Raw genomic sequence first — 21,343 nt, forward strand, 5'->3', positions numbered from 1 at the left:
CAAGTAGTAAATTATGCTCCCCATACGGTAGACAGGTGAAATAATTAAACCTGCTGCTGTAAGAGGAGCTTATTTATACTCAAATCGTTTTATTTAAAATACTAAATATCTTTAATGCTAATTGAATTCGCAGTAATTCTTCGGAATGCTTTAAGTCCAGATTTAGTATTTCCTTTATTTTCTCAATTCGATAGATAAGCGTGTTTCTGTGCAAAAACATGGCCTTTGAAGTTTCCGTGACATTAAGATTGTTAATAAAGTAATTTTCTAAAGTTAACATATAACTTGTACCATGTAATTGATCATGATCAAACACTTTACCTAGACACTTTCGGAAAAATTCTTCTAATGCAACGACTTTGATATTTGCTTCCAACAGGTGGTAAACCGAATAATCTTCGAAATGTGAGACCTTGTTTTGAAGGTTTTTTTGTTGCATCAATTTAATCATTTCGTTCGCCTCAGAAAAGCTTTTATGTAACGAGCTTATTGTACTGTATTGCTGACCAATGCCTATTAAGAGCGTTTCCTTCGTTCTTTGAATAAGTACCTCGAGTAGTTCATTTGCATATAGCTTGGCATCACTAATCGAAACAGGAGGTTTTTCTTCATTTTGTCCTACTAGAATGATGACTCTATTATTTCTATAAAAGCACTTAATTTCTCCAATCGCTTGATGCGACAAGTCATAAATGATATCCACACACTTTTTTGCAATGGACTCCATTTTGTACTTTCCAATAATCATATCTTCAAACTTGTCTGCTTCATTCATTTCAATATTTATCACCATACTGTAATACATATAGCTCGGATTTAATCCATGTAAATAACATAAGGTTTGCAGCGCTTCATGAGATGATATTTTCCCCGAGAGTAAATCATCAATGGAGTCCTGCTTAATTCGTATTTCAAGTTCGCTAATTTCCTTAGCTTTTATCAGTTCGAGTGCCATGATGGTGGAGGCTTGCTGCAAAATAATGTAATCAAATTCAGATAGTTCTTGCACCGTCTGCCAAATAACAATGTATCCATAAATATAGTTGGAAGCAGCGACAGGAATAACTGGACATTTTATTTCAGCGCCTTCTGAATGATAAATCCTCTTAATAGACTTTTTCATTTCATTTAGATTTGTAGGAATGGTATCGATGAACTCTTTATTAAAAACAGGCTGTTGATTTGAAAAATCAAGATAATACTCGAGAGGACTGTTGTTCTTCGCATGTTCTGTGTGATGCAATAATCGCCAATCCTTGTCAACGATAATAATAGGATTACTGATCGTTTCGGATAACATGGAAGTTATTTTTGCAATACCGCCGCCTTCAAGTGTAATTTTGAAGAACAAGTTATGTACATCTAAAGTTTTTCTATTGAGCAAATCATATCTTCCGGAAACCTTCTCATTAATGATCGAGATCACGTTTGAAAGTGTATATTCAAAAGGCAGTTCTAGAAGTGGTAACCCATACTTATTAGCTTCATCAATCATGTTCTGAGGAAGCTTGTCAAAGTACCGCTTCATTTTCACAACCAATCCTGAACAGTTAAGCTCTGCAAGTTCCTTAATAATTCGATTTTGTAATTCTACATTATTTTTGAAGATATAGCCTGTTGATAAAAGTAGTTCGTTTGGTGAAAGCCAGTCAAAGGCATCGGGATTCTCAATAATGTTAACGATGGATATGGATTTATCAATTCCTTGTTCTCCAGCAACAATCTTTATTCCCTCTATAGCCTTGATTTTCATTAAGTCTTTAACGGTTAGCAATTTTCGGCACGCTCCTCAGACACACTTTTAACACATTCGCTTGTATAACATGCACAAATAGGATGCACTGTTTTTGGTTCGCTTAAACGATGACGATCCCCACTACTATATTATATATTAAGTGCGTAAGGTAATTACGCTTATAGTTACTATTGTACGATGTAACCAAATTATATTATTCAATCCATTTATTCAACTTTAGAAGTGAAAAGGAGGTCAATCACCTTTTTGAAAATATAAGGAATTAAAACAGAGGTGACTCTAGTGAGACTTGCAAAATACGGTGATGGCGATTTTATTCAGCGAATAATTCATCATAAGTTTCATGGTTTTGTTCATAGCACGTTTAATCGTACACTCAATATTCAATGTTTGGATAGTGGAGATTTGTATACTATTGCGTGTAAAGGAATAGATAATGCTCCTAATACACTTATTATTGACTTAGACAGCTTTGAAGAAGCAGATGTTGTAGTGAATGATAATGTAAGTTCAGATCATTCGATTCTAACGATTGCTAATAAGATGTCTATAACACTGGACGGTGCTATGAAATGGAATTGTGTATTGCCCATCTACCCTGCAGAAACTGATGTCTTAAAAATGAATGTATTCACAATGAAGCAATATATCAATCTCCACGGAAATAACAGCAGATTTGAAAGGGCTTTCAAAAGTGGTAATCCTTTTGACGATGAAATGTCTAAAATGCTTAATGAACGGACGCAGTTACTTGTATTGGAATTGCAAAACAAGCGAATGTCTACTGCAATCACACATGCAACTTCACTCATAGGCCTTGGACCAGGCTTAACACCAGCCGGCGATGATTTCTTGGTGGGATTGTTTACCGTCTTCAACATCGAGAATAATCGATACTTTTCACACAAATCGTTTTGTGAAGAAGTCGTCTTACATGCGAAGCCTTTAACCAATGACATCAGCTATATGGCATTAGCTAAAGCAGCAGTTGGTCTGGTAAGAGAGTCCATTAGTGACTTAATGGAGGCTTTATTTAGAGGTAGCGAAGAGGAATTAAAATTGTCTTTACGTAGGGTATTGGCTATAGGATCCACTTCGGGTACAGATATAGCCCTAGGAATTGTTGCAGGGCTGGAAATGAACATGTAAATGGGAGGTACAAGTATGACTGTTCAAGTTTTAGTAAAACCAAACACTTATATCGATTCCGTATCTTTGATGTCACTCTCAACAAAAGCGAATCAGATCGAAATCGTAGAACAAGCCATTATTGCAATGGGTACTGAAATGAATAAAGAGGTCATTAGAAATGTGGGCTTGATGACACCTGAAGTGGAAAGTGCCAAAACAAGTGACTTAGTGATTATTGTGAAGGCTGCCTCAGAAGAGCTGTGTGAGGGCGCTTTCGAAAGTATCAATGAATTATTAACGAAGAAGAAAGATTCATCTAAAGGAAAGAGTGAGGTTAAATACTCAACCATTACCTCAGCTGTAAACGGTATTCCTGAAGCTAATTTAGCGATTATTGCTGTAAATGGGAGTTACGCTCCTAGAGAAGCAAGAAAAGCTCTTGAAAATAATCTTCACGTCATGTTATTTAGCGACAATGTAAGTATTGAAGATGAAATTCAATTAAAGACTTTAGCACAAGAAAAAGGCTTGTTAATGATGGGACCAGACTGTGGTACTGCGATTATTGGTAATGTCGCTTTATGCTTTGCAAATGCCGTGAGAAAAGGCAATATCGGGATCGTTGGCGCATCAGGAACAGGTAGCCAAGAGGTAACGGTTCGTATTCATGAATTTGGCGGTGGAATCACACAGTTGATCGGTACGGGCGGTAGAGATCTAAGTGAAGAAGTTGGCGGCATTATGATGCTGGCTGGAATTAAAGCGTTAGAAGAGGACGATGCAACAAAGGTTATTGTCCTTGTATCTAAACCTCCAGCACCAAGTGTAGAAGAGAAAGTACTAGCACAAATTAAACAATGTAAAAAACCAGTTGTGGTTTGGTTTGTGGGTGGGAATGAAGAAAAGGTCACCCAAGCTGGCGGTCACTTTGCAAAAATGTCAAAAGAAGCTGCACTTAAGGCGGTACTTTTAGCTGGAGCAGACGAATCCAAGCTTAACAAACGAGCGTTAAATCTTCCGCTTATTGAAGAAGTACGTGCGAAGTTAAATCCTGAGCAAAAATATATCCGTGGACTATTTAGTGGCGGTACGCTCTGTGATGAAGCGATGCACATTGCTATGGAGAAATTCGACAATGTCTACAGTAACATTCAGAGAGAGCCTGAATATCGCTTAAAAGACGTTAGAGTAAGCCAAGATCATACCTTTATTGATTTTGGAGACGATCAATTTACACAAGGTAAGCCACATCCAATGATAGATCCATCTACTCGGATTGAAAGATTTATTCAAGAAGCGAAAGATCCTTCTGTTGGTGTCATTGTTATGGACTTTGTTCTAGGCTTCGGAGCACACGAAGATCCTGTAGGCGCAATGCTTCCAGCGATTATCGAAGCGAAGCAAGTAGCTGAAGAAGAAGGTAGACATCTGGAGGTTATTGGATACATTCTTGGAACCGAGCTAGATAGTCAAAATATTGAGGGTCAAATTAATAAATTGTTAGCTTCTGGTGCTACACACGCTAGCAGCAGTCAGAACGCAGGTCTACTAGCAAGAGAATTTGTTGTGAAAGGAGAATAGTCATGAGTAAAATCAATGAACTTTTTACGAATAAACTAAATGTCATTAATGTAGGCATTGAGAATTTCAGAGATGATTTGTTTAAACAAAACGCGAGTGTAACTCACTTGGATTGGACGCCGCCAGGCAGAGGGAATCCAGAATTAATTGCTGCGCTTGATAAGCTTGAAGATCCAAGCGTAACAGATAAGATCGAAGCTGCTAACAAGGCGGCCGTTGAGAGAATTATTAACTCGCAACCGGTACTGATTGGCTTTGACCAAGCGATTAATGTAGTTCCTGGTATGACGAAAAATACGATTTTACATGCTGGCCCACCAATCACTTGGGACAAAATGAATGGTCCGATGAAGGGCGCAGTAACAGGGGCCATTGTATTTGAAGGACTTGCCCCCAATATTGAAGAAGCAGCTGAACTAGCCGCGTCGGGAGAGATTATCTTCTCGCCATGTCATGAACATAACTGTGTAGGTTCCATGGCTGGTGTAACATCGGCTTCCATGTTTATGCATATTGTTGAGAATAGAACCTATGGAAATATTGCTTATACAAATTTAAGTGAGCAGATGTCCAAAATCCTTCGTATGGGTGCCAATGACGAGAGTGTTATCCATCGTTTGATTTGGATGCGTGATGTATTAGGTCCTATTTTAAGAGATGCGATGAAACTAAGTCCAAATGGAATTGATTTGCGCTTAATGCTGTCACAAGCGCTTCATATGGGCGACGAATGTCATAACCGAAATGTAGCTGGAACAACCCTGCTCATTCAAGCGCTAACGCCTTATATTATCCAAACGAATTTCACTGTTGAACAGAAAAAAGAAGTGTTTGAATTCGTTAGCAGCAGCGACTATTTCTCAGGTCCGACATGGATGGCGCTTTGTAAATGTGCCCTTGATGCTGCTCATGGCATTGAGAATAGTACAATTGTTACCACAATGGCTCGTAACGGAGTGGAATTCGGTATTCGCGTGAGTGGAATAGCTGGAAACGTGTGGTTTACAGGTCCTGCACAACAAGTTATTGGTCCTATGTTTGCTGGATACAAACCAGAAGATTCTGGTCTTGATATTGGTGACAGTGCGATCACAGAGACCTATGGAATTGGTGGATTTGCTATGGCAACTGCACCAGCCATTGTTTCGCTTGTGGGTGGTACCGTTGATGATGCAATCAGCTACACCACAAAAATGGCAGAAATCACAACAATAGAGAATCCTAACGTGACGATTCCAATGCTTGACTTTATAGGTATTCCAACAGGTATTGATATTCAAAAAGTCATTCAAACAGGAATTATGCCGATTATTAATACAGCCATTGCACATAAAGATGCAGGAATTGGAATGATTGGTGCGGGTATCGTTAACCCTCCAATTGAAGCATTTGAAAAAGCATTACTTGCATTAAGTGAAGAAATTAAATAAGAAGAGGGTCCTAACTTGTATAGGACCGCTATTCTTATTTCGAATTAGACGAACATCTCGTGCTAGGTTGTGAGGGAGTGAATAATTTTGGATAATCTATCCTTGAATACAAAACTTATTGAGGCGAGTGAACAGGGAGAACTGACTTTTGTTGAGAAACTGTTAGACGAAGGTGCCAGCATTGATTATAAAGATGCTGCGGGACGAACAGCGTTAATGGCGGCAACTCAAAACAATCAAATCGCTATTGCTAAAAGTTTAATAGAGGCAGGAAGTGACGTAAACACAAGAGATATTACACAACTATCACCGTTTATTTGCTCAGCAGCAAATGGTTTTTATGAAATCCTGCGTCTCATGATTGCTGGTGGAGCTGATTTGAAAAGCGTTAATCGTTTTGGAGGAACAGCACTGTTACCATCGAGTGAAAAAGGTTATTTGAAAACCGTAGAGGTGTGTATTGATGCTGGGGTTCCAGTGAATCATGTCAACAACTTAGGCTGGTCAGCCCTGCTTGAGGCAGTCATATTGGGGAATGGTGGTCGATTATATTCTGACATTATTGAAGCGCTGGTTCATGCGGGGGCAGATGTGCATTTGCCTGATCGAGATGGGCTCTCATCCCTACAACGTGCTGAAGAGAACGGTCAGTATAAAGTCGTGAAGATTCTAGAAAAAAGCATTCAAGCAAATAACGAATATGTGAAGCAGGCAAAGGCTCTTGCTAAAAATGATCAATATGAAGAAGCCATATCCGTCATTAACAGAGCGTTGGAATTGGACCCTAACAACCTGGACTTCATCTATTATAAAGGTTATTTCTTGCAAGAATTAAAGAGATACGAAGAGGCACTTTATTGCTATGAAAGCGTTTTATCGATTGATCCTGCTAATTTAGAATGTTATTTTTACACAGCAAATTGTTTAAGACTGTGGAACAAACCGGAGGAAGCTCTTCAGGAATATGATAAAGCATGTGAGCTAGCGCCTAATGAAACGTTCTATCGCTACCACAAATCCAATTATTTAAGAGAACTTGGGCGACATGAAGAAGCAGTTGTCGAGATGGATAAACTGCTAGCACTTCAGCCGAATAGATATGACTTCTCCTTCCATAAGGCGAACAGTCTAAGATCGCTAGGTAAGCATGAAGAAGCCATTGAGGCCATCGAGAACGCGATTAAGAATGATCCAACCAATCCGTTATACCATTCACACAAAAAGCAATCCCTTGAATTAATCGGTTAGATCATAAAAATTGCAACATAGGAGGCACTAAATGGAAGAAATTGTAATCGTTGCTATTGGCGGGAACTCATTGGTCAAGGAAAATGGCCTGGATTCGATTCATGACCAATCTGAAGCAGTAAAAGAAGTTGTCGTTAATATTGTTGATATGGTTCAAGAGGGCTACAATGTCGTCGTTACACACGGTAATGGACCACAAGTAGGATTTGGACTAAGAAGATCTGAAATTGCACATGAAATTGCAGGTATGTCTCCTGTTCCACTAGTGAATTGTGGAGCCGATACACAAGGTGGGATAGGTTATTTAATCCAACAAGCTTTAATTAACGAATTTGCAGTTAGAGGGATCAATAAGAATGTTGCTACAGTTATTACGCAAGTTGAAGTAAGTTCAGAAGACCCTAATTTCAAGAATCCGACGAAACCAGTTGGATCCTTCTTTTCCCTAGAACAAGCTGAAGAAATGAAAAAAGAACATCCTGAATGGAGTTTTGTAGAAGACTCTGGCCGAGGGTATCGTAGAGTGGTTCCATCACCAAGACCTATAGATATTGTGGAGAAAGATGCGATTAAGTCATTAATCGAAGGGGGCTTTGTCGTTGTCGCTGCGGGTGGTGGAGGTATCGCAGTCGTGAAGTCTGATGATAATACGTACAAAGGTATTGATGCAGTAATCGATAAGGATTTTGCTACGAGTCTTTTAGCAGAACAAATCCATGCGGAGACGTTGATTATTACAACGGGAGTTTCTAGAGTTTGCATCAACTATGGTAAGCCGAATCAAAAGGAACTCTCCAAAATGACGGTTGATGAAACCAAACAATATGTGCTAGAAAATCACTTTCCAGCAGGAAGCATGCTGCCTAAAATTGAGGCGAGTTTAAGCTTCTTAGAGAAAAGCGGAACGCGAGTTATTATTACGAATCCGGAAAGCTTGAAAGATGCGATCAATGAAAAAGCAGGCACTCATATCGTGAAGTAATTTAAGCGAGGGGAAGTGTAGATATGGATCAAGCAAAATTGGAACAAAATTATGATAGGTACAAATCATACGGTTACGGTGAGGAATTACTGCCCAAAAAGCCTGAGCAAAGAGACTGGGGAATGTCCAACTATATAACACTCTGGATGGGCGCTGTTCATAATATTATGTCGTATATGACAGTCGCAGGTTTCTTCGTCCTAGGACTGGATACAACACAGGTGCTCTTTGCCGTTATGCTTTCAGCGATTATTGTCTCTGCGTTTTATGCTTTAAATGGGTATTCTGCATCCAAATATGGACTTCCATTCGCGATGTTGCTTCGAGATTCTTTTGGAGTAAAAGGAGCTATTATACCCGCATTAATACGTGGACTTGTTGCCGGATTAGTATTCTTTGGAACCACTACCGTTGTAGGTGCAGAATCATTAAATGTTATATTTGCGAGATTTATTCCGAATTACATGGATTTAGGCGGTGGTTTTACACTATTCGGGTTAGCATTCCCGACAATGATCTCCTATGCAATTCTTTGGACAGCGACTGTTCTGTTGTTCTTAGGTGGAATGAAAACATTAGGTAAGTTCGGTAACTGGTCATCCCCAGTAGTATATGTGTTTATCATTGGTGCTGCTGTTTGGGCGATCAAGATTGCTGGAGGTTTTGGCCCGATTTTAGAGTATGTACCAGCGAACCCAAGTTCAAGTCCATTGGTCTTTATTGCTTGCGTAAGTGCATTAGTATCTAACTGGGCGGGTCCTGTTGTTAATATGTCGGACTTCACGCATCGTGCGAAATCACCAAGAGCGGCTATGATTGGCTTGCCAGTAGGCTTTATCCTATCTTATATTCTTTTTGCCATCACTTGTGTGGCTTTAATCGCGGGTACTGAAATTGCGTTTGGTGAGCCGATCTTCAATATCGTACACGCCATTGATAAAATTGAAAACACTTTCGCTGTTGTTGTGTTGATTCTAGCGCTAAATGTAGGAGCAATCGCCTTCGTAGTGTTTGCAAACTTATTGCCAGCTGGCTTGCAAATGTCATCTCTTTTCCCGAAAAAATTCACTGTAAAGACTGCGGGTGTCTTAACAGCCGTTGTTGGAACTTTGATTTTACCATGGAAGCTTGTAGAAAGTACGACGACATTATTTTTCTTCTATAGCTTTATTGGGTCCATCTTTGGTCCAATTGCTGGTATTATGCTTTCAAGCTTCTTTATTCATCGGAAAAGAGTATTAAATCTTGACCATATCTATGTCCCAGCAGGCAGCAATGGTGAATATAAGAATGGCTACAATCCCGTTGCAATGGCTGTTCTAGCAGTCAGCTTCATCCTTCCTATGTCAGGTGCGTTTCTAAAGGGTGTACCCTTCCTAGCTAGTATGAATGATTTTGCTTTCTTCAGCGGTTTAATTGTTTCGTTTGTTCTATACACCATCTTTAGCAAAACACTAAAATCATCCCAATTAAACTAGAGGAGGAATTTTGAAATGGATTACATGAAATTGGCGGTAGACGCAACGATCGAAGGTATGAACAAGAAATTTGGAGGCCCGTTTGGTGCAACGATTGTTCGAGGCGATGAAGTGATTGCAGCGGTTAGCAATACAATGATGAGAGATACGGATCCTTCTGCACATGCAGAAATGGTAGCTATCCGAGAAGCGTGTAAAAAGTTAGACACCATGGACTTATCGGATTGCGTAATTTATGCAACCTGTGAACCGTGTCCAATGTGTATGGGCGCTATTATTTGGTCAGGTGTTAAAGAAGTTCATTATTGTAGCACTAGAGACGATGCGAAAGAGCATGGCTTCTCTGACATTCACCTTCGCGAATATTTTGTGGGTCATGATGAGAGTGTTGTTAATATGATTAAAGTGGAAGCTAGAGAAGATTGCGATCATTTATGGACGCATTTCCACGAATTAAACAAGAAATAATTCATGTATGATCATATATTTTCCGGCACTATTTTAGTGCCGGATTTTCCTGTTCAAATATAAGAATTTATAAGTTTCACGCTATACATTATCCTTATATTTCTACGAGAAACGGTTATCGTCTTTAAAAGACGACAACGTCGTTTCTTCTTGTTTTACATACTTACTCTGCAAGATGAAGCTGGAGAAAATCAATCACCTGATGAAGAGCCTTTTGCACAACAGGGTTATCAAAATCTTTATCGAATACATGCTCTCCATTAGGAATGGTAATAAGCTTTGCGGTTACCCCTTCTTTCATTAGCGCAGCTCTCATAAATACAGATTGCTCATACGGTACATCTACATCATTTGTTCCGTGCAATAACAATGTAGGAGGGAAGTCTTTAGTCACATGATAAATAGGACAGAATTTGAAGAGTTCTTCCTTATGTAGAGAAGGATTTAAGCCCGTCACTTCTTGAATCCAATGACCGGATTGTCTAGCATATAAATAGAGAAGAAAACGCTCGTCAACGCTTGCGTTCGTAATAATTTGATCGGATACTGTTCTTTTTGCAATATCCATGGAGACGTTATCTTTTTCACAATAGAATTTACTTGGTTCTAGTGCCCATTGTGCACTAATATCACCATATCCATAGAAGGAGACAATCGCGCGTGGTTTGTTGGTAAACATTCCTGTGCACAGGGCAAGGAAACCACCTGCCGAACTTCCCACCACAGCAATCCTTGAGGGATCAATGGAGAATTGTTTTGGTCCTTCATTCACTAACCAAAGAAGGCTATCTTGGACATCTTCAAGGATGTCAGAAAGTGTTGATCTAGGGGCCAATCTATAGTCAATCGAAAATAGCGCAAAGCCATTGTTGGTGTAAAGTTGTATCATTTCCTCGGATAGATCATCTCTATCCCCCCAAAGTAGGCCGCCTCCGTGAATGTATACAATAGTAGGGGCATGGGGACGGTTTGTTTCATGAAAATCAGCCTTAATTGTAAATTGATAATTTTCTTTAAAAATAATGGTCTTCTTCATAACTATCCATTACACCTCATCAAGTAAGTGATTTTTAAAGATTAGCACTACCTCTATTGTATATCATTCACGAATTTTGATGAAACCATAATCATGAATACCCAGGATTGGAGATATTGGCATGGATAGAAAGAGAAGATATCAGGATTTATTTGATAATATTAATCAATATAACTCGGGTGACAAGGGCATCACTAGAATTGCCTATACAAATGAAGAGCAGACATGCACGAGTGCTTTTATGCGGATGTGTAAGGCTGAAAACTTAGACATCCGAATGGATCATTGCGGAAATGTGATTGCTAGAAGAAATGGGAAAATAGAGGGACTTCCGCCTGTTGTAATGGGCTCTCACTTGGATACGGTTTACCAAGGAGGGAAATACGATGGGGTAGTAGGTGTAACGGCTGCTTTGGAAGTGATCAAACGTCTAAATGAAAAAGGGATTGAAACGGATCATCCCATCGAAATTATTTCATTTGCCTGTGAAGAATCCTCGCGGTTTGGTATTTCAACAGTAGGCAGCAAAGTAATGGCAGGGTTATTTCAGAAGGAAAAATACAAACATTTAAAGGATAAAGATGGGATTACCATGGAAAAGGCATTTTCGCTATGCGCACTAGATTATAACAGTATTGATCAGGCGAGTAGAGGGAATGAAGAATTAAAAGCGTTTTTCGAACTACATATCGAGCAAGGTCCCGTCTTAATAAACAATAATAAGAAGATTGGTATTGTGACTGGAATTGCTGCACCCGTGAGGCTTCATATTCAAGTATGGGGGAAAGCATCCCACTCCGGAACGACACCTATGAATATGAGAAAAGATGCTTTTCTAGGTGCCTCAGAAATAGCACTAGAGCTTGAAAAAGCAGCCAAACTCGAACAAGATTTTGGAACCGTTGCGACCCTCGGGGTGATAGATATCTTAAATGGCGCCATGAATGTGGTTCCTGGAGAGGTTGAATTAAAAATTGATATCAGATCTACTTCAGTGATATCCAGGCAACGTGTGTTAGACCATTTGTATCAAACGATATCTTCAGTACAAGAGAGTAGACAACTTGAGATTGAGAGTACGGAAATCATTTCGGAGGAACCTGTCCTATTATCGGATGAGATCAGTCATGTTCTAGAATCAATTTGTGAAGAGAAGGGGATATCAAATCAACGGATGATCAGTGGGGCAGGGCATGATGCCATGAACATGAACAGACTTTGTCCAGTAGGGCTTATCTTTGTACCCTCCGTAGATGGACTTAGTCATCATCCCAATGAATATACGGATTTAGATGATATCATTATGGGGATTGATATCCTAGAGGAAGCTGTTCTTCGTTATGCGTTCGTAAGACAAACCTGAAACAGAACAGCCCTGCTCAATATGTTTCTTCACATACTGAACAAGGCTGTTCTGCATATCTATTATAGTGATTTGTTGACAACAATAAAGGAGTATGTTAAATTTATCTTAAGATAAAGATAATTAATGTAAAGATAATTTTCTGGAATAGTGTTCTGTGAAACATAGGATGAAATGGTGGAAAGAAAATTTTTTGACTAATATCTTAACGTTAAGATATTTTAATTAATCTTTCTTGATCTAGGGAATTATATTATAAAATCAAACTAAACTTTAGGAGTGTATAATAATGAGAAATTTAAAAGGGATTCACCACGTAACAGCCATCACAAGCAGCGCAGAGAAAAACTATGAGTTCTTTACTTACGTATTGGGAATGCGTCTAGTAAAGAAGACCGTCAACCAAGACGATATTCAAACGTATCACTTGTTTTTTGCAGATGATAAGGGCAATGCCGGAACGGATATGACGTTCTTTGACTTCCCTAACATTCCTAAAGGTGTACACGGAACCAATGAGATCGCCAAGACATCCTTCCGAGTACCAACAGATGCAGCATTAGACTACTGGGTAAAGCGTTTTGATCGCCTAGGAGTGAAGCATACCGGAATTAAAGAGCAGTTTGGCAAGAAGACTTTATCCTTTGTAGATTTTGATGACCAACAATATCAACTTATCTCGGATGAATTTAATGAAGGGGTTGCATCAGGCACACCATGGCAAAAAGGACCGATTCCTTTAGAGTTTGCGATAACAGGTTTGGGACCGATCTTTGTGCGAATAGCTGATTTCAACTACTTTAAAGAAGTTTTGGAAAAAGTCATGTTGTTTAAAGAAATCGGTCAGGAAGATGCTTATCATTTGTTTGAAGTCGGCGAGGGCGGAAATGGCGCGCAAATTATTGTAGAGCATAACGAGGACTTGCCGAATTCGCGTCAAGGTTTTGGTACTGTTCACCATGCTGCTTTCCGAGTAGAAGATCGGGCAATGCTAGATGAATGGACAGAGCGTTTTGAAGGTTTTGGATTCCAGACCTCGGGTTATGTGGATCGTCATTTCTTCGAGTCGCTGTATACACGTATTGCTCCACAAATTTTGTTCGAGCTTGCGACAGATGGTCCTGGATTTATGGGAGATGAGGAATACGAAACGGTTGGAGAGAAGCTTTCATTGCCACCATTCTTGGAGCCTAAACGTGAGCAAATTGAGAAATTAGTACGCCCTATTGATACCGTAAGAAGCACGATCGATTTCGTGAAAGAGTGAAGAAGGAGCTGGGGAGATTGATTTCGATTGATCCAAAACAAAATAGTGAGCGGGAAAATTATAAATTATTAATTGGTACTGTAATTCCTAGGCCCATTGCCTTTGTCACCACACAATCAGAGGAGGGCATCTTGAATGGTGCACCGTTCAGCTATTTTAATATCGTCTCATCCAATCCTCCGATGGTTTCACTGTCTATTCAAAGACCAGCGGGGCGATTAAAAGATACAGCCCGTAATATCTATAACAATCATCAGTTTGTTGTGCATATTGTAGATGCTGAGAATGTTGGGAAGATCAATCAAACCGCTGCCTCAATACCAGCAACAGAAAGTGAAATTGAACTAGCGAATCTTACACCGGTCCAAAGTAAAAGTGTAGCTGTGCCTGGCGTATTAGAAGCGAAGGTTCGTATTGAATGCAAGCTAGTACAAGCTATTCCTCTAGGGGGAGAAGAACCTGGGAGTGACTTATTCATCGGCGAAATTGTTCAGTTTCATATCGATGAATCGATCTATCAGGAGGGTCGGATTGACCCGAGAGCTCTAAACGCTGTGAGTCGTTTGGCGGGATCGAATTACGCAACACTTGGTGAGATATTTTCAATAGAAAGACCGGAATAAACGAATACAGAATAGACCTGTTCAGTATGTGATGACACGTACGAAGCAGGTCTATTTTTATATTATAAGACGGATTGTCAAGCTAAGTGCGACACTTCGGACATGAAAGATTCGTGAGCAGACTTCCACCCCAGACATTTCCGGGGGCGGTGGTTGATGAGATCTAGGGCGTGGGCAAGCTCCTCATCTGAAACTTGTGCAAAATCATGGCCTTTGGGAAAGAACTCTCGAAGGAGTCCGTTGCCATTCTCGTTAGACCCTCGTTGCCAGGACGAGTAGGGATCAGCAAAGTAGACATCCAGTCCATGAAAGGCTTCCAGAGCGCTATAGCAGGCGAATTCCTTTCCTCGATCCGCAGTAGCCGTTCGGAAAGTTTCTTGCGGATACTGGCTAGCCACAACACCAAAGGCGATCTCCATCGAATGAGCGGTACGGTCGGGCATCTTTACGGCCAGATACATCCGTGTCTTGCGCTCGATAAAGGTCGCGGCACAAGCACGGCTTTTTCCTCGGCTGGAAACCACCGTATCTAGTTCCCAGTGCCCGAAGGAATCTCTCTTTCGTACTCCCTTTGGCCGTTGACTAATGGTTTTCCCCACGAGGAATCGACCACGTGTCTCCAGTGGTTTACGTCGTTTACCCTTATGCCGTAGCACCTTTACTTCGCCTGCAACCAGACGACCTGCATATAGCCAACGGTAGATCGTCTTGAAGCATACGAAGGGTTGACCACTGGCTCTACGCTGTTCAGCAATCTGCTCGGGCGACCAGGTAAGTCGGAGTTTCTCATTGATCTCTCCGGCCAGTTCCGCGGTGAAACGACCTGTCGACTTACTCCCTTGTCGACGTTCGCTATACGCGATCTGAGCGGTCTCAGCAAGATAGGTATTTCCCTTGCCTCCTCGCTTCCGTTCTCTGGCAATGACGGAGTGATGACGTCCAAGTTCTGCCCCAATCGCTCGACTAGACCATCCCAATCCGTATAGTACTTCTAGTTTGCTTCGCTCCGTTATGCTAAGATGAGTGTAACCCATGGTGTGATTCTCCTTGTGTGAATGGTGTGTGGTAACTTCATTCTACACGAATCCCCATGGGCTTTCTCTGTTTAGCTGTCGCACTTCATATTACAATCCGTCATAAGAAAATATAGTTTCACACTGCTAGAGTTCGTCCGCAATCTGGCGTTACTGGACATAGCAAAGTCGTAAAAGAATTGCCCGGTTGTTTCCAGAACTGCAGCACAGGCTTTATCCCGCTCTTTGAATACGTTGAACTTCACTTTCTTTAATGAACTTGAGGTATGTAAAAGAGAGTATGGAACATATGAACAAGATGAACAAGAGTAACGTCATTACAGCTCCAGATGAATTCTGTACCATTCCCCTTACTGTAGAATGAAATCCTCGCCGATTATACCAGATTGGATTCTACACTGGATGGTCATTTCATCACACAAAAAATACACCCCCTAGAATCGACCGGACAAACCATAGGTTTATCCAATGTCTATTCCAAGAGGTGTATTTCATAATATTAAAGGGGATTGATCTTAACGAAGAGTCTTCAGCGCACCGCTCCAAGCCAATACTTGATCAAGCATGCCATTCACATTGGTAAGGTGCAGGTCTGCTGGTTTGAACACTGCTCCGTTCTCGAAATCAGTGAACAGTGACAGGGCTGGATGTACACGAACGTCTGCTACAGACAGTTCTCCCAAGATTCCACGTAAATGTTCAGCTGCACGAGCGCCGCCTACGGAACCATAACTTACGATACCCGCTGCTTTGTTGTTCCAAGCTTCACGTGCGTAATCGAGTGCATTTTTCAGTGATGCGGAAATACTGTGGTTGTATTCTTGAACGATAAATACGAAACCGTCTAACGAAGCAAGCTTTGTATTCCAAGCAGTTGCTTGCTCAGTGGCATCTACCTCTCCCATAAGTGGAAGTTTGAAGTCCGCGATATCTACGATCTCATAATTAGCATCTCCACGTGCATCTGCAACCTTTTTAACCCATTCTCCTACTTGTGGGCTTAAACGACCTTGACGAGTACTTCCTAGAATAATTCCGATGTTTAATTTTGACATTGTTTGTTCCTCCTCGATTTTTGTTCTACCAAATAGTTTGTTTAGAAACCCCATGAATTACACAACCTTCAAATAAATAATCTTAAGAGTGCTAAGCTCTAGTTGTCTTTAAGTTAAGTATCTTTAACATGAGATAATAATACCGGATTAAGTTTACTTTGTCAAGCAACTTAATAATAGTTAGTTTATAATTTTGTATCACCTTTACAAATTTAGTTGTCTAGAATATAATTGTCTAAGCAACTATTTAATAAGAAGATAATGAGAAGGGGTTCACTCATGACGACAAAGCATAACCAATCCGAACTTTCGTTAGGATTTATGATGGGAACGACTTATCGTAAATTAAGCGCGTTATTTCAAAATGGGCTAAAAGAGTATGATATAACACCAGAGCAATGGTCAGTCCTTTTTCAAGTAGACAGAACGGAAGGGCTAATTCAGAAGGACATCGCGGAGCGTTTGGGTAAGGATAAACCAACTACGACGAGAATTCTGGACCACTTGGAGGGGAAAGGACTGATCTATAAAAGAACCGGAGAGAATGATCGACGTTCTTTTAAGGTTTATATTACGGAAATAGGAAGAACCCTTATTAAGGAAACCTTTCCTATTGAGGGTCAGGTCACAAATGAGATTAAGAAATGTATTTCTAGTAACGAATATGAGCTGCTCATGGAGCTGCTTCTAAGAATAAATAGTCATATAGATCAAATAAATGATGGAGAGTAGGAACGTAATTTATGTCAGGCCAACAAGAACCGCGTACGAAACTTTGGACCAAATCTTTTATTGCTTTAACGATTAGTGCTTTATTATTATTTATGAATTTACAGATGCTGCTATCTTCATTTCCGTCTTACGTAAAAGGAGAATTTCAAGTCGGAGATATTATGGTCAGCCTAGTTACAAGCGTATTCGCATTATCTGCAATTGCCTCGCGTTTTATGACTGCTTTTCTGATGCGGAAGGTTAGCCGTAATGTATTATTATATATTGGTTTAGCTATAGCGGTGGTTATAACCGGACTTTATGTTGTAGCAGATTCGATCGGGTCACTGCTTCTGATGCGCGTAGGTTATGGAATTGGGTTCGGGATCGGCAGTACGATTATTCCAACGATTGTATCACAGATTATTCCTAGCAAAAGAATGGGTGAAGGCATAGGTTATTTCGGCTTATCTACCAGTCTTGCGATGTCAATTGGTCCTATGATTGGCTTAAACGTAATGAAACAATCGGGGTTCGGAACTCTGGCTATGGTCGGAACGTTCACTTTGCTTCTTGCATTTCCAGTTCTGTTCTTCTCACGCTCACTTCCAGCAGTGCCGAAAAAACGACCTGTCCCAAATTCAAGTGAATCCTCGCAACACCAGAAGGTTCCTTTTAATACACAGTTAGTATTGCCCGCAATACTGAACGTCATGTTGGCGATTACCTACGGGGGATTGCTAAGCTTTATCGCTTTGTTCGGTGAATCGGTACATTTAGAGCAAGTGGGTTTGTTCTTCTTATTTAACGCGATTACGATCATCATTATTAGACCTATTTCCGGCAGATTGTTTGATAAAAGAGGACCTGCTGCTGTTCTGATTCCCGCAGCGGTTTGTGTCGTCGCGAGCTTGACGGTACTTTCGTATACGACTTCCATGCCAATGCTCATCCTATCAGCGCTGCTATATGGACTCGGGTTTGGAGCCATCCAGCCTACTATACAGGCCTGGATGCTTCGGACCTCAACACCTGCACAATATGGTATGGCTAACAGTATGTTTTATAACTCAACGGATCTAGGGGTAGCCGGTGGGGCTATTATTCTTGGAATAATCTCTGCGGCAACCAATTATGGGTTAATGTATCGTTATTCTGCTGGATTCATGGTGTTGTTCCTTATGATATATATTGGGATTCAGATTACTAAGGCTAGAAATCACCCTTCAGCCTTAAGTCAATAAGAGATGTTTTCAGATTAAGCTAATCTTTAGTTACTATTCATATCGTTTTAAGCTAAGAGGGTTATAGTAATCACATAACCCCCTTAAATATAGACCTTGACCCTGCCGGACGTTGGCAGGGTCCTTTTTTGTGGATGAAGAGGGCAGAGATCGTCAGATTAAGCCAATCTTTATCTACTATTCATATTCTTTTAAGCTAAGAGGGTTATAGTAATCACATAACCCCCTTATATATAGACTTTGACCCTGCCGGACGTTGGCGGGGTCCTTTTTTTGTGTTCTTACGCCCTACTGAAAGCATAGGTAGTGTACAGATTTTATCCGCTAAGGACGGTATAATGAAGAAATATGGAGATGGCCAATGAAGTAGGGGAGAAGTTTTCGAATGAATATGACATGGAATTTGGATAGCTTATACCCTTCGTTTGAATCAGAGAAGTTGAGAGGGGATCGCGAGCTACTCAGTCAACATATACAAGATTTAAAGCTGTGGGCCGAGAACAATCTGAAGGGGACGAATGTTACGGTCGCTCCTGTCGAGGAATTTTTAAGACTCTACAACGATTATAAAAGCGTATATGTATGCTTATTAGCTTTTGCAGAGTTAACGCTTAGTGCGGATAATAGCAGCGAGGAAGCCATGAATCTTGCTGATGATATTGAGAATTTGAATTCAGAGGTTACCGGGGTAGTTGTAGGTTTTAAGCGCTGGGTCAGCTCTTGTGATCATTTGGATATGCTTATCGCCAGCTCGCCTTACCTAATGGAACATCAATTCTATTTGAAGGAACTCCTGTTACAGTCTCGCTATGAGTTGAGTGAAGAGGTCGAAGTAGCTATCACCAGAATGCAGAGCACAGGTTCCAAAGCATGGAGCAGACTCTACATGGAGAGGATTTCGAGTACACTTGCAGATATCGTGGTGGAAAGTGAAACCAGACAAGTGACCCTAGCGGAGCTAAAAAGTATGGCCTACGAGAATAATGCTGCATTAAGAAAAGTAGCTTATGAAGCTGAGGCTGAAGCCTACAGTCGTATTGCTGATGTAGCGAAGACTATGGACGTGGATGTTCATTCCGTCGATTTCTGGAGAAATGCTTTGAAGCTGATTGAGGATGATATAGCATTGCTTATCAACGCTATGTAGATAGATTAGTCGAAGTTGTCTATATGTCATTGTAGTAAATGGAGAGCTGGATTTCAGAGTTTTAGGGAAAACCTCCCTATAATTTTGAAATTCATAGCTAACAGAAGCATATTTAGGGAAATACTCCCTATAATATGGCTGATTTTGATCATTAATAACGATTTTGACTGATTTATAGGGAGGAATTCCCTAAAATCAATGATTTTCAGTATTTATTTGGTAATTATAGGGAGGTTTTCCCTAAAATATTTCAGCCTTGCTATAGTCTCCACTCCATCAAACATAGGCCTGAAAAAGTTTCATTCATCGCTAATGATACATTGGTGCTCGTTAGCAGAATCTAGAGCAGACCGCCAACTTATTCTCCAATTAATAAGTTCACTTTGGATTGCTTCTGACAGGAGAATTAGATATGATTTAAAAAATTCATTTTTAATTGTACAAAGGAGGTTGTGATTTTGAATGTTCGTCTATTGAATTCTGCCGATGCGGAGATCTATCGGACCATTCGCCTACAGTCTCTACAGGAACATCCTGAAGCTTTCTTGAGCAGCTATGAAGCGGAAAAAGATATGCCGATAGAGACAACGCAGAGTAGACTGACCCTAAGCGAGGAACATTTTACGCTGGGTGGCTTTACTGAAAATGGTGAATTGGTTGGTGTGGTGACTTTTGTTCGTGAGAGCAGATCAAAGATCCGGCATAAAGGAAATGTAGTGGCCATGTATGTGGACCAGAAAGCTCGAGGACAGCGGGTAGGGTATGCTCTAATGAAGGAACTGATCACAAGAGCAGAACAGCTTCCTGGCTTGGAGATACTCAATCTCAGCGTGGTATCCAGCAATGTTCCAGCGAAAAAACTATACGAGTCGCTTGGATTCATCCTTTATGGGACAGAGCGAAATGCGATGAAGCTGGAGGATAGCTATCTGGATGAGGACTTTATGAGCTTGGAGCTGAATCTATATAAAGGGAAGAATTTGTAAGAGAGTTATAATTATTTTTCCTCAATCATATGTTGGTCTATCCGACTTGTACCAAAAGGAGTTGAAGGTTTGGAAACTGCGCTTATAGGCAGCTTTGTATCAGCAATGGCTACGGTTCTTGGAGCATTTCCGATCCTGTTCGTGAAGAGGTTATCAGAGAAATGGAAGGACGTTCTCGTTGCTTTTACTGCAGGTATAATGGTATCAGCTTCTACATTTGGACTCATGCCCCAAGCGATTAAAGAGTCGGGGATTATCGCTTTAACCTTGGGCCTGATTACAGGAGTGCTGCTGCTTGATTTAATTGAAAAAAACATCCCGCATATCGATGTGGAGAATAAACCTGGATATACCAATATGGATTCGAAGGCGCTGCTCGTTATGATCGCGCTGTTCATTCACAACATACCAGAGGGGCTTAGTACGGGATTCAGTTATGCTAGTGAACAGGCGAGTCTGGGTCCTACCGTGGCGATAGCAATTGGTGCGCAAAATATGCCAGAAGGATTGATTCTCGCAGTCTTTCTGATGAATTCTAGAACAAGTAAGCTAAAGGCCTTGGGAATCGTTACGCTTACCGGACTTATGGAAATGGTATCTGCGGTTATTGGGTATTTTACGGCGAGTTACCTACAGAATGTAGTGGGCTATGGTCTTGCTTTTGCAGCCGGGGCTATGCTATTCATCGTCTACAAGGAGCTTATTCCGGAGAGTCACGGTCATGGTTATGAACGGCCTTCGACGTATTCGTTTATCTTTGGATTATTAATTATGGTGTATATTACGCAGATTTTTGGATGAGT

General features: G+C 40.6%; 19 protein-coding genes. 15 read left to right on the forward strand and 4 right to left on the reverse strand.

The window, feature by feature from the left end; genetic code table 11:
* Window positions 1-79: 79 nt before the first annotated feature.
* Window positions 80-1,774 (reverse strand): PucR family transcriptional regulator ligand-binding domain-containing protein, encoded by a 1,695-nt coding sequence (locus tag MHH52_RS05240; protein WP_340007071.1) that lies wholly within the window; start codon window positions 1,772-1,774, stop codon window positions 80-82.
* Between the two features lie 264 nt (window positions 1,775-2,038).
* Between MHH52_RS05240 and MHH52_RS05245 the strand changes: the two genes are divergently transcribed.
* From MHH52_RS05245 to MHH52_RS05275, 7 genes are all read left to right on the forward strand, one after another.
* Window positions 2,039-2,905 (forward strand): DUF2877 domain-containing protein, encoded by an 867-nt coding sequence (locus MHH52_RS05245; protein WP_340007073.1) that lies wholly within the window; start codon window positions 2,039-2,041, stop codon window positions 2,903-2,905.
* A 15-nt stretch (window positions 2,906-2,920) separates the two neighbouring features.
* Window positions 2,921-4,468: an acyl-CoA synthetase FdrA gene (gene fdrA / locus MHH52_RS05250; RefSeq protein WP_340007075.1), complete on the forward strand. Its 1,548-nt coding sequence runs from the start codon at window positions 2,921-2,923 to the stop codon at window positions 4,466-4,468.
* A gap of 2 nt (window positions 4,469-4,470) precedes the next feature.
* Window positions 4,471-5,898 carry a DUF1116 domain-containing protein gene (locus MHH52_RS05255; protein ID WP_340007076.1) on the forward strand — a complete coding sequence of 476 codons (1,428 nt, stop codon included), beginning with the start codon at window positions 4,471-4,473 and terminating at the stop codon, window positions 5,896-5,898.
* 87 nt (window positions 5,899-5,985) lie between these two features.
* Window positions 5,986-7,146: a tetratricopeptide repeat protein gene (locus tag MHH52_RS05260; protein WP_340007077.1), complete on the forward strand. Its 1,161-nt coding sequence runs from the start codon at window positions 5,986-5,988 to the stop codon at window positions 7,144-7,146.
* 31 nt (window positions 7,147-7,177) lie between these two features.
* Entirely contained in the window at window positions 7,178-8,128 is a 951-nt protein-coding gene (gene arcC, locus MHH52_RS05265) for a carbamate kinase (protein WP_340007079.1), read from the forward strand.
* A gap of 23 nt (window positions 8,129-8,151) precedes the next feature.
* Entirely contained in the window at window positions 8,152-9,606 is a 1,455-nt protein-coding gene (locus MHH52_RS05270; RefSeq protein ID WP_340007081.1) for a cytosine permease, read from the forward strand.
* A gap of 15 nt (window positions 9,607-9,621) precedes the next feature.
* Window positions 9,622-10,074 carry a nucleoside deaminase gene (locus MHH52_RS05275; protein ID WP_042124600.1) on the forward strand — a complete coding sequence of 151 codons (453 nt, stop codon included), beginning with the start codon at window positions 9,622-9,624 and terminating at the stop codon, window positions 10,072-10,074.
* A 163-nt stretch (window positions 10,075-10,237) separates the two neighbouring features.
* On the opposite strand, the gene MHH52_RS05280 is transcribed toward MHH52_RS05275, so the two are convergent.
* On the reverse strand, window positions 10,238-11,110 hold the full coding sequence (locus tag MHH52_RS05280; protein WP_340007082.1) for an alpha/beta hydrolase: 873 nt from the start codon (window positions 11,108-11,110) through the stop codon (window positions 10,238-10,240).
* A 121-nt stretch (window positions 11,111-11,231) separates the two neighbouring features.
* On the opposite strand from MHH52_RS05280, the gene MHH52_RS05285 reads away from it, so the two are divergent.
* The 3 genes from MHH52_RS05285 to MHH52_RS05295 all read left to right on the forward strand — a co-directional run bounded on the left by MHH52_RS05285 (window position 11,232) and on the right by MHH52_RS05295 (window position 14,363).
* Window positions 11,232-12,473: a Zn-dependent hydrolase gene (locus MHH52_RS05285; RefSeq protein ID WP_340007084.1), complete on the forward strand. Its 1,242-nt coding sequence runs from the start codon at window positions 11,232-11,234 to the stop codon at window positions 12,471-12,473.
* Window positions 12,474-12,762: 289 nt separating this feature from the next.
* Window positions 12,763-13,740 (forward strand): ring-cleaving dioxygenase, encoded by a 978-nt coding sequence (locus MHH52_RS05290; RefSeq protein WP_340007085.1) that lies wholly within the window; start codon window positions 12,763-12,765, stop codon window positions 13,738-13,740.
* 17 nt (window positions 13,741-13,757) lie between these two features.
* Window positions 13,758-14,363, forward strand: a complete 606-nt coding sequence (locus tag MHH52_RS05295) for a flavin reductase family protein (RefSeq protein ID WP_340007086.1) — start codon at window positions 13,758-13,760, stop codon at window positions 14,361-14,363.
* 77 nt (window positions 14,364-14,440) lie between these two features.
* Here MHH52_RS05295 and MHH52_RS05300 read toward each other — a convergent pair whose 3' ends face one another.
* Complete coding sequence (locus MHH52_RS05300; protein ID WP_340003901.1) at window positions 14,441-15,397, reverse strand: IS30 family transposase; 957 nt, start codon at window positions 15,395-15,397, stop codon at window positions 14,441-14,443.
* A gap of 515 nt (window positions 15,398-15,912) precedes the next feature.
* Window positions 15,913-16,452, reverse strand: a complete 540-nt coding sequence (locus tag MHH52_RS05305) for an NADPH-dependent FMN reductase (RefSeq protein WP_340007088.1) — start codon at window positions 16,450-16,452, stop codon at window positions 15,913-15,915.
* Window positions 16,453-16,731: 279 nt separating this feature from the next.
* Here MHH52_RS05305 and MHH52_RS05310 point away from each other — a divergent pair, with 279 nt between their 5' ends.
* The 5 genes from MHH52_RS05310 (at window position 16,732) to MHH52_RS05330 (ending at window position 21,341) form a co-directional block, all read left to right on the forward strand.
* Complete coding sequence (locus tag MHH52_RS05310; RefSeq protein ID WP_340007089.1) at window positions 16,732-17,184, forward strand: MarR family transcriptional regulator; 453 nt, start codon at window positions 16,732-16,734, stop codon at window positions 17,182-17,184.
* An 11-nt stretch (window positions 17,185-17,195) separates the two neighbouring features.
* Window positions 17,196-18,407, forward strand: coding sequence for an MFS transporter (locus tag MHH52_RS05315; RefSeq protein WP_340007091.1), 1,212 nt, complete (start codon window positions 17,196-17,198; stop codon window positions 18,405-18,407).
* Window positions 18,408-18,792: 385 nt separating this feature from the next.
* Window positions 18,793-19,554 carry a hypothetical protein gene (locus MHH52_RS05320; protein WP_340007092.1) on the forward strand — a complete coding sequence of 254 codons (762 nt, stop codon included), beginning with the start codon at window positions 18,793-18,795 and terminating at the stop codon, window positions 19,552-19,554.
* Between the two features lie 458 nt (window positions 19,555-20,012).
* On the forward strand, window positions 20,013-20,540 hold the full coding sequence (locus tag MHH52_RS05325) for a GNAT family N-acetyltransferase (RefSeq protein ID WP_340007094.1): 528 nt from the start codon (window positions 20,013-20,015) through the stop codon (window positions 20,538-20,540).
* 69 nt (window positions 20,541-20,609) lie between these two features.
* Entirely contained in the window at window positions 20,610-21,341 is a 732-nt protein-coding gene (locus MHH52_RS05330) for a ZIP family metal transporter (protein ID WP_283910468.1), read from the forward strand.
* The last annotated feature ends 2 nt before the right edge of the window (window positions 21,342-21,343 follow it).

Source organism: Paenibacillus sp. FSL K6-0276, assembly GCF_037977235.1.
Taxonomy (GTDB): domain Bacteria; phylum Bacillota; class Bacilli; order Paenibacillales; family Paenibacillaceae; genus Paenibacillus_AQ.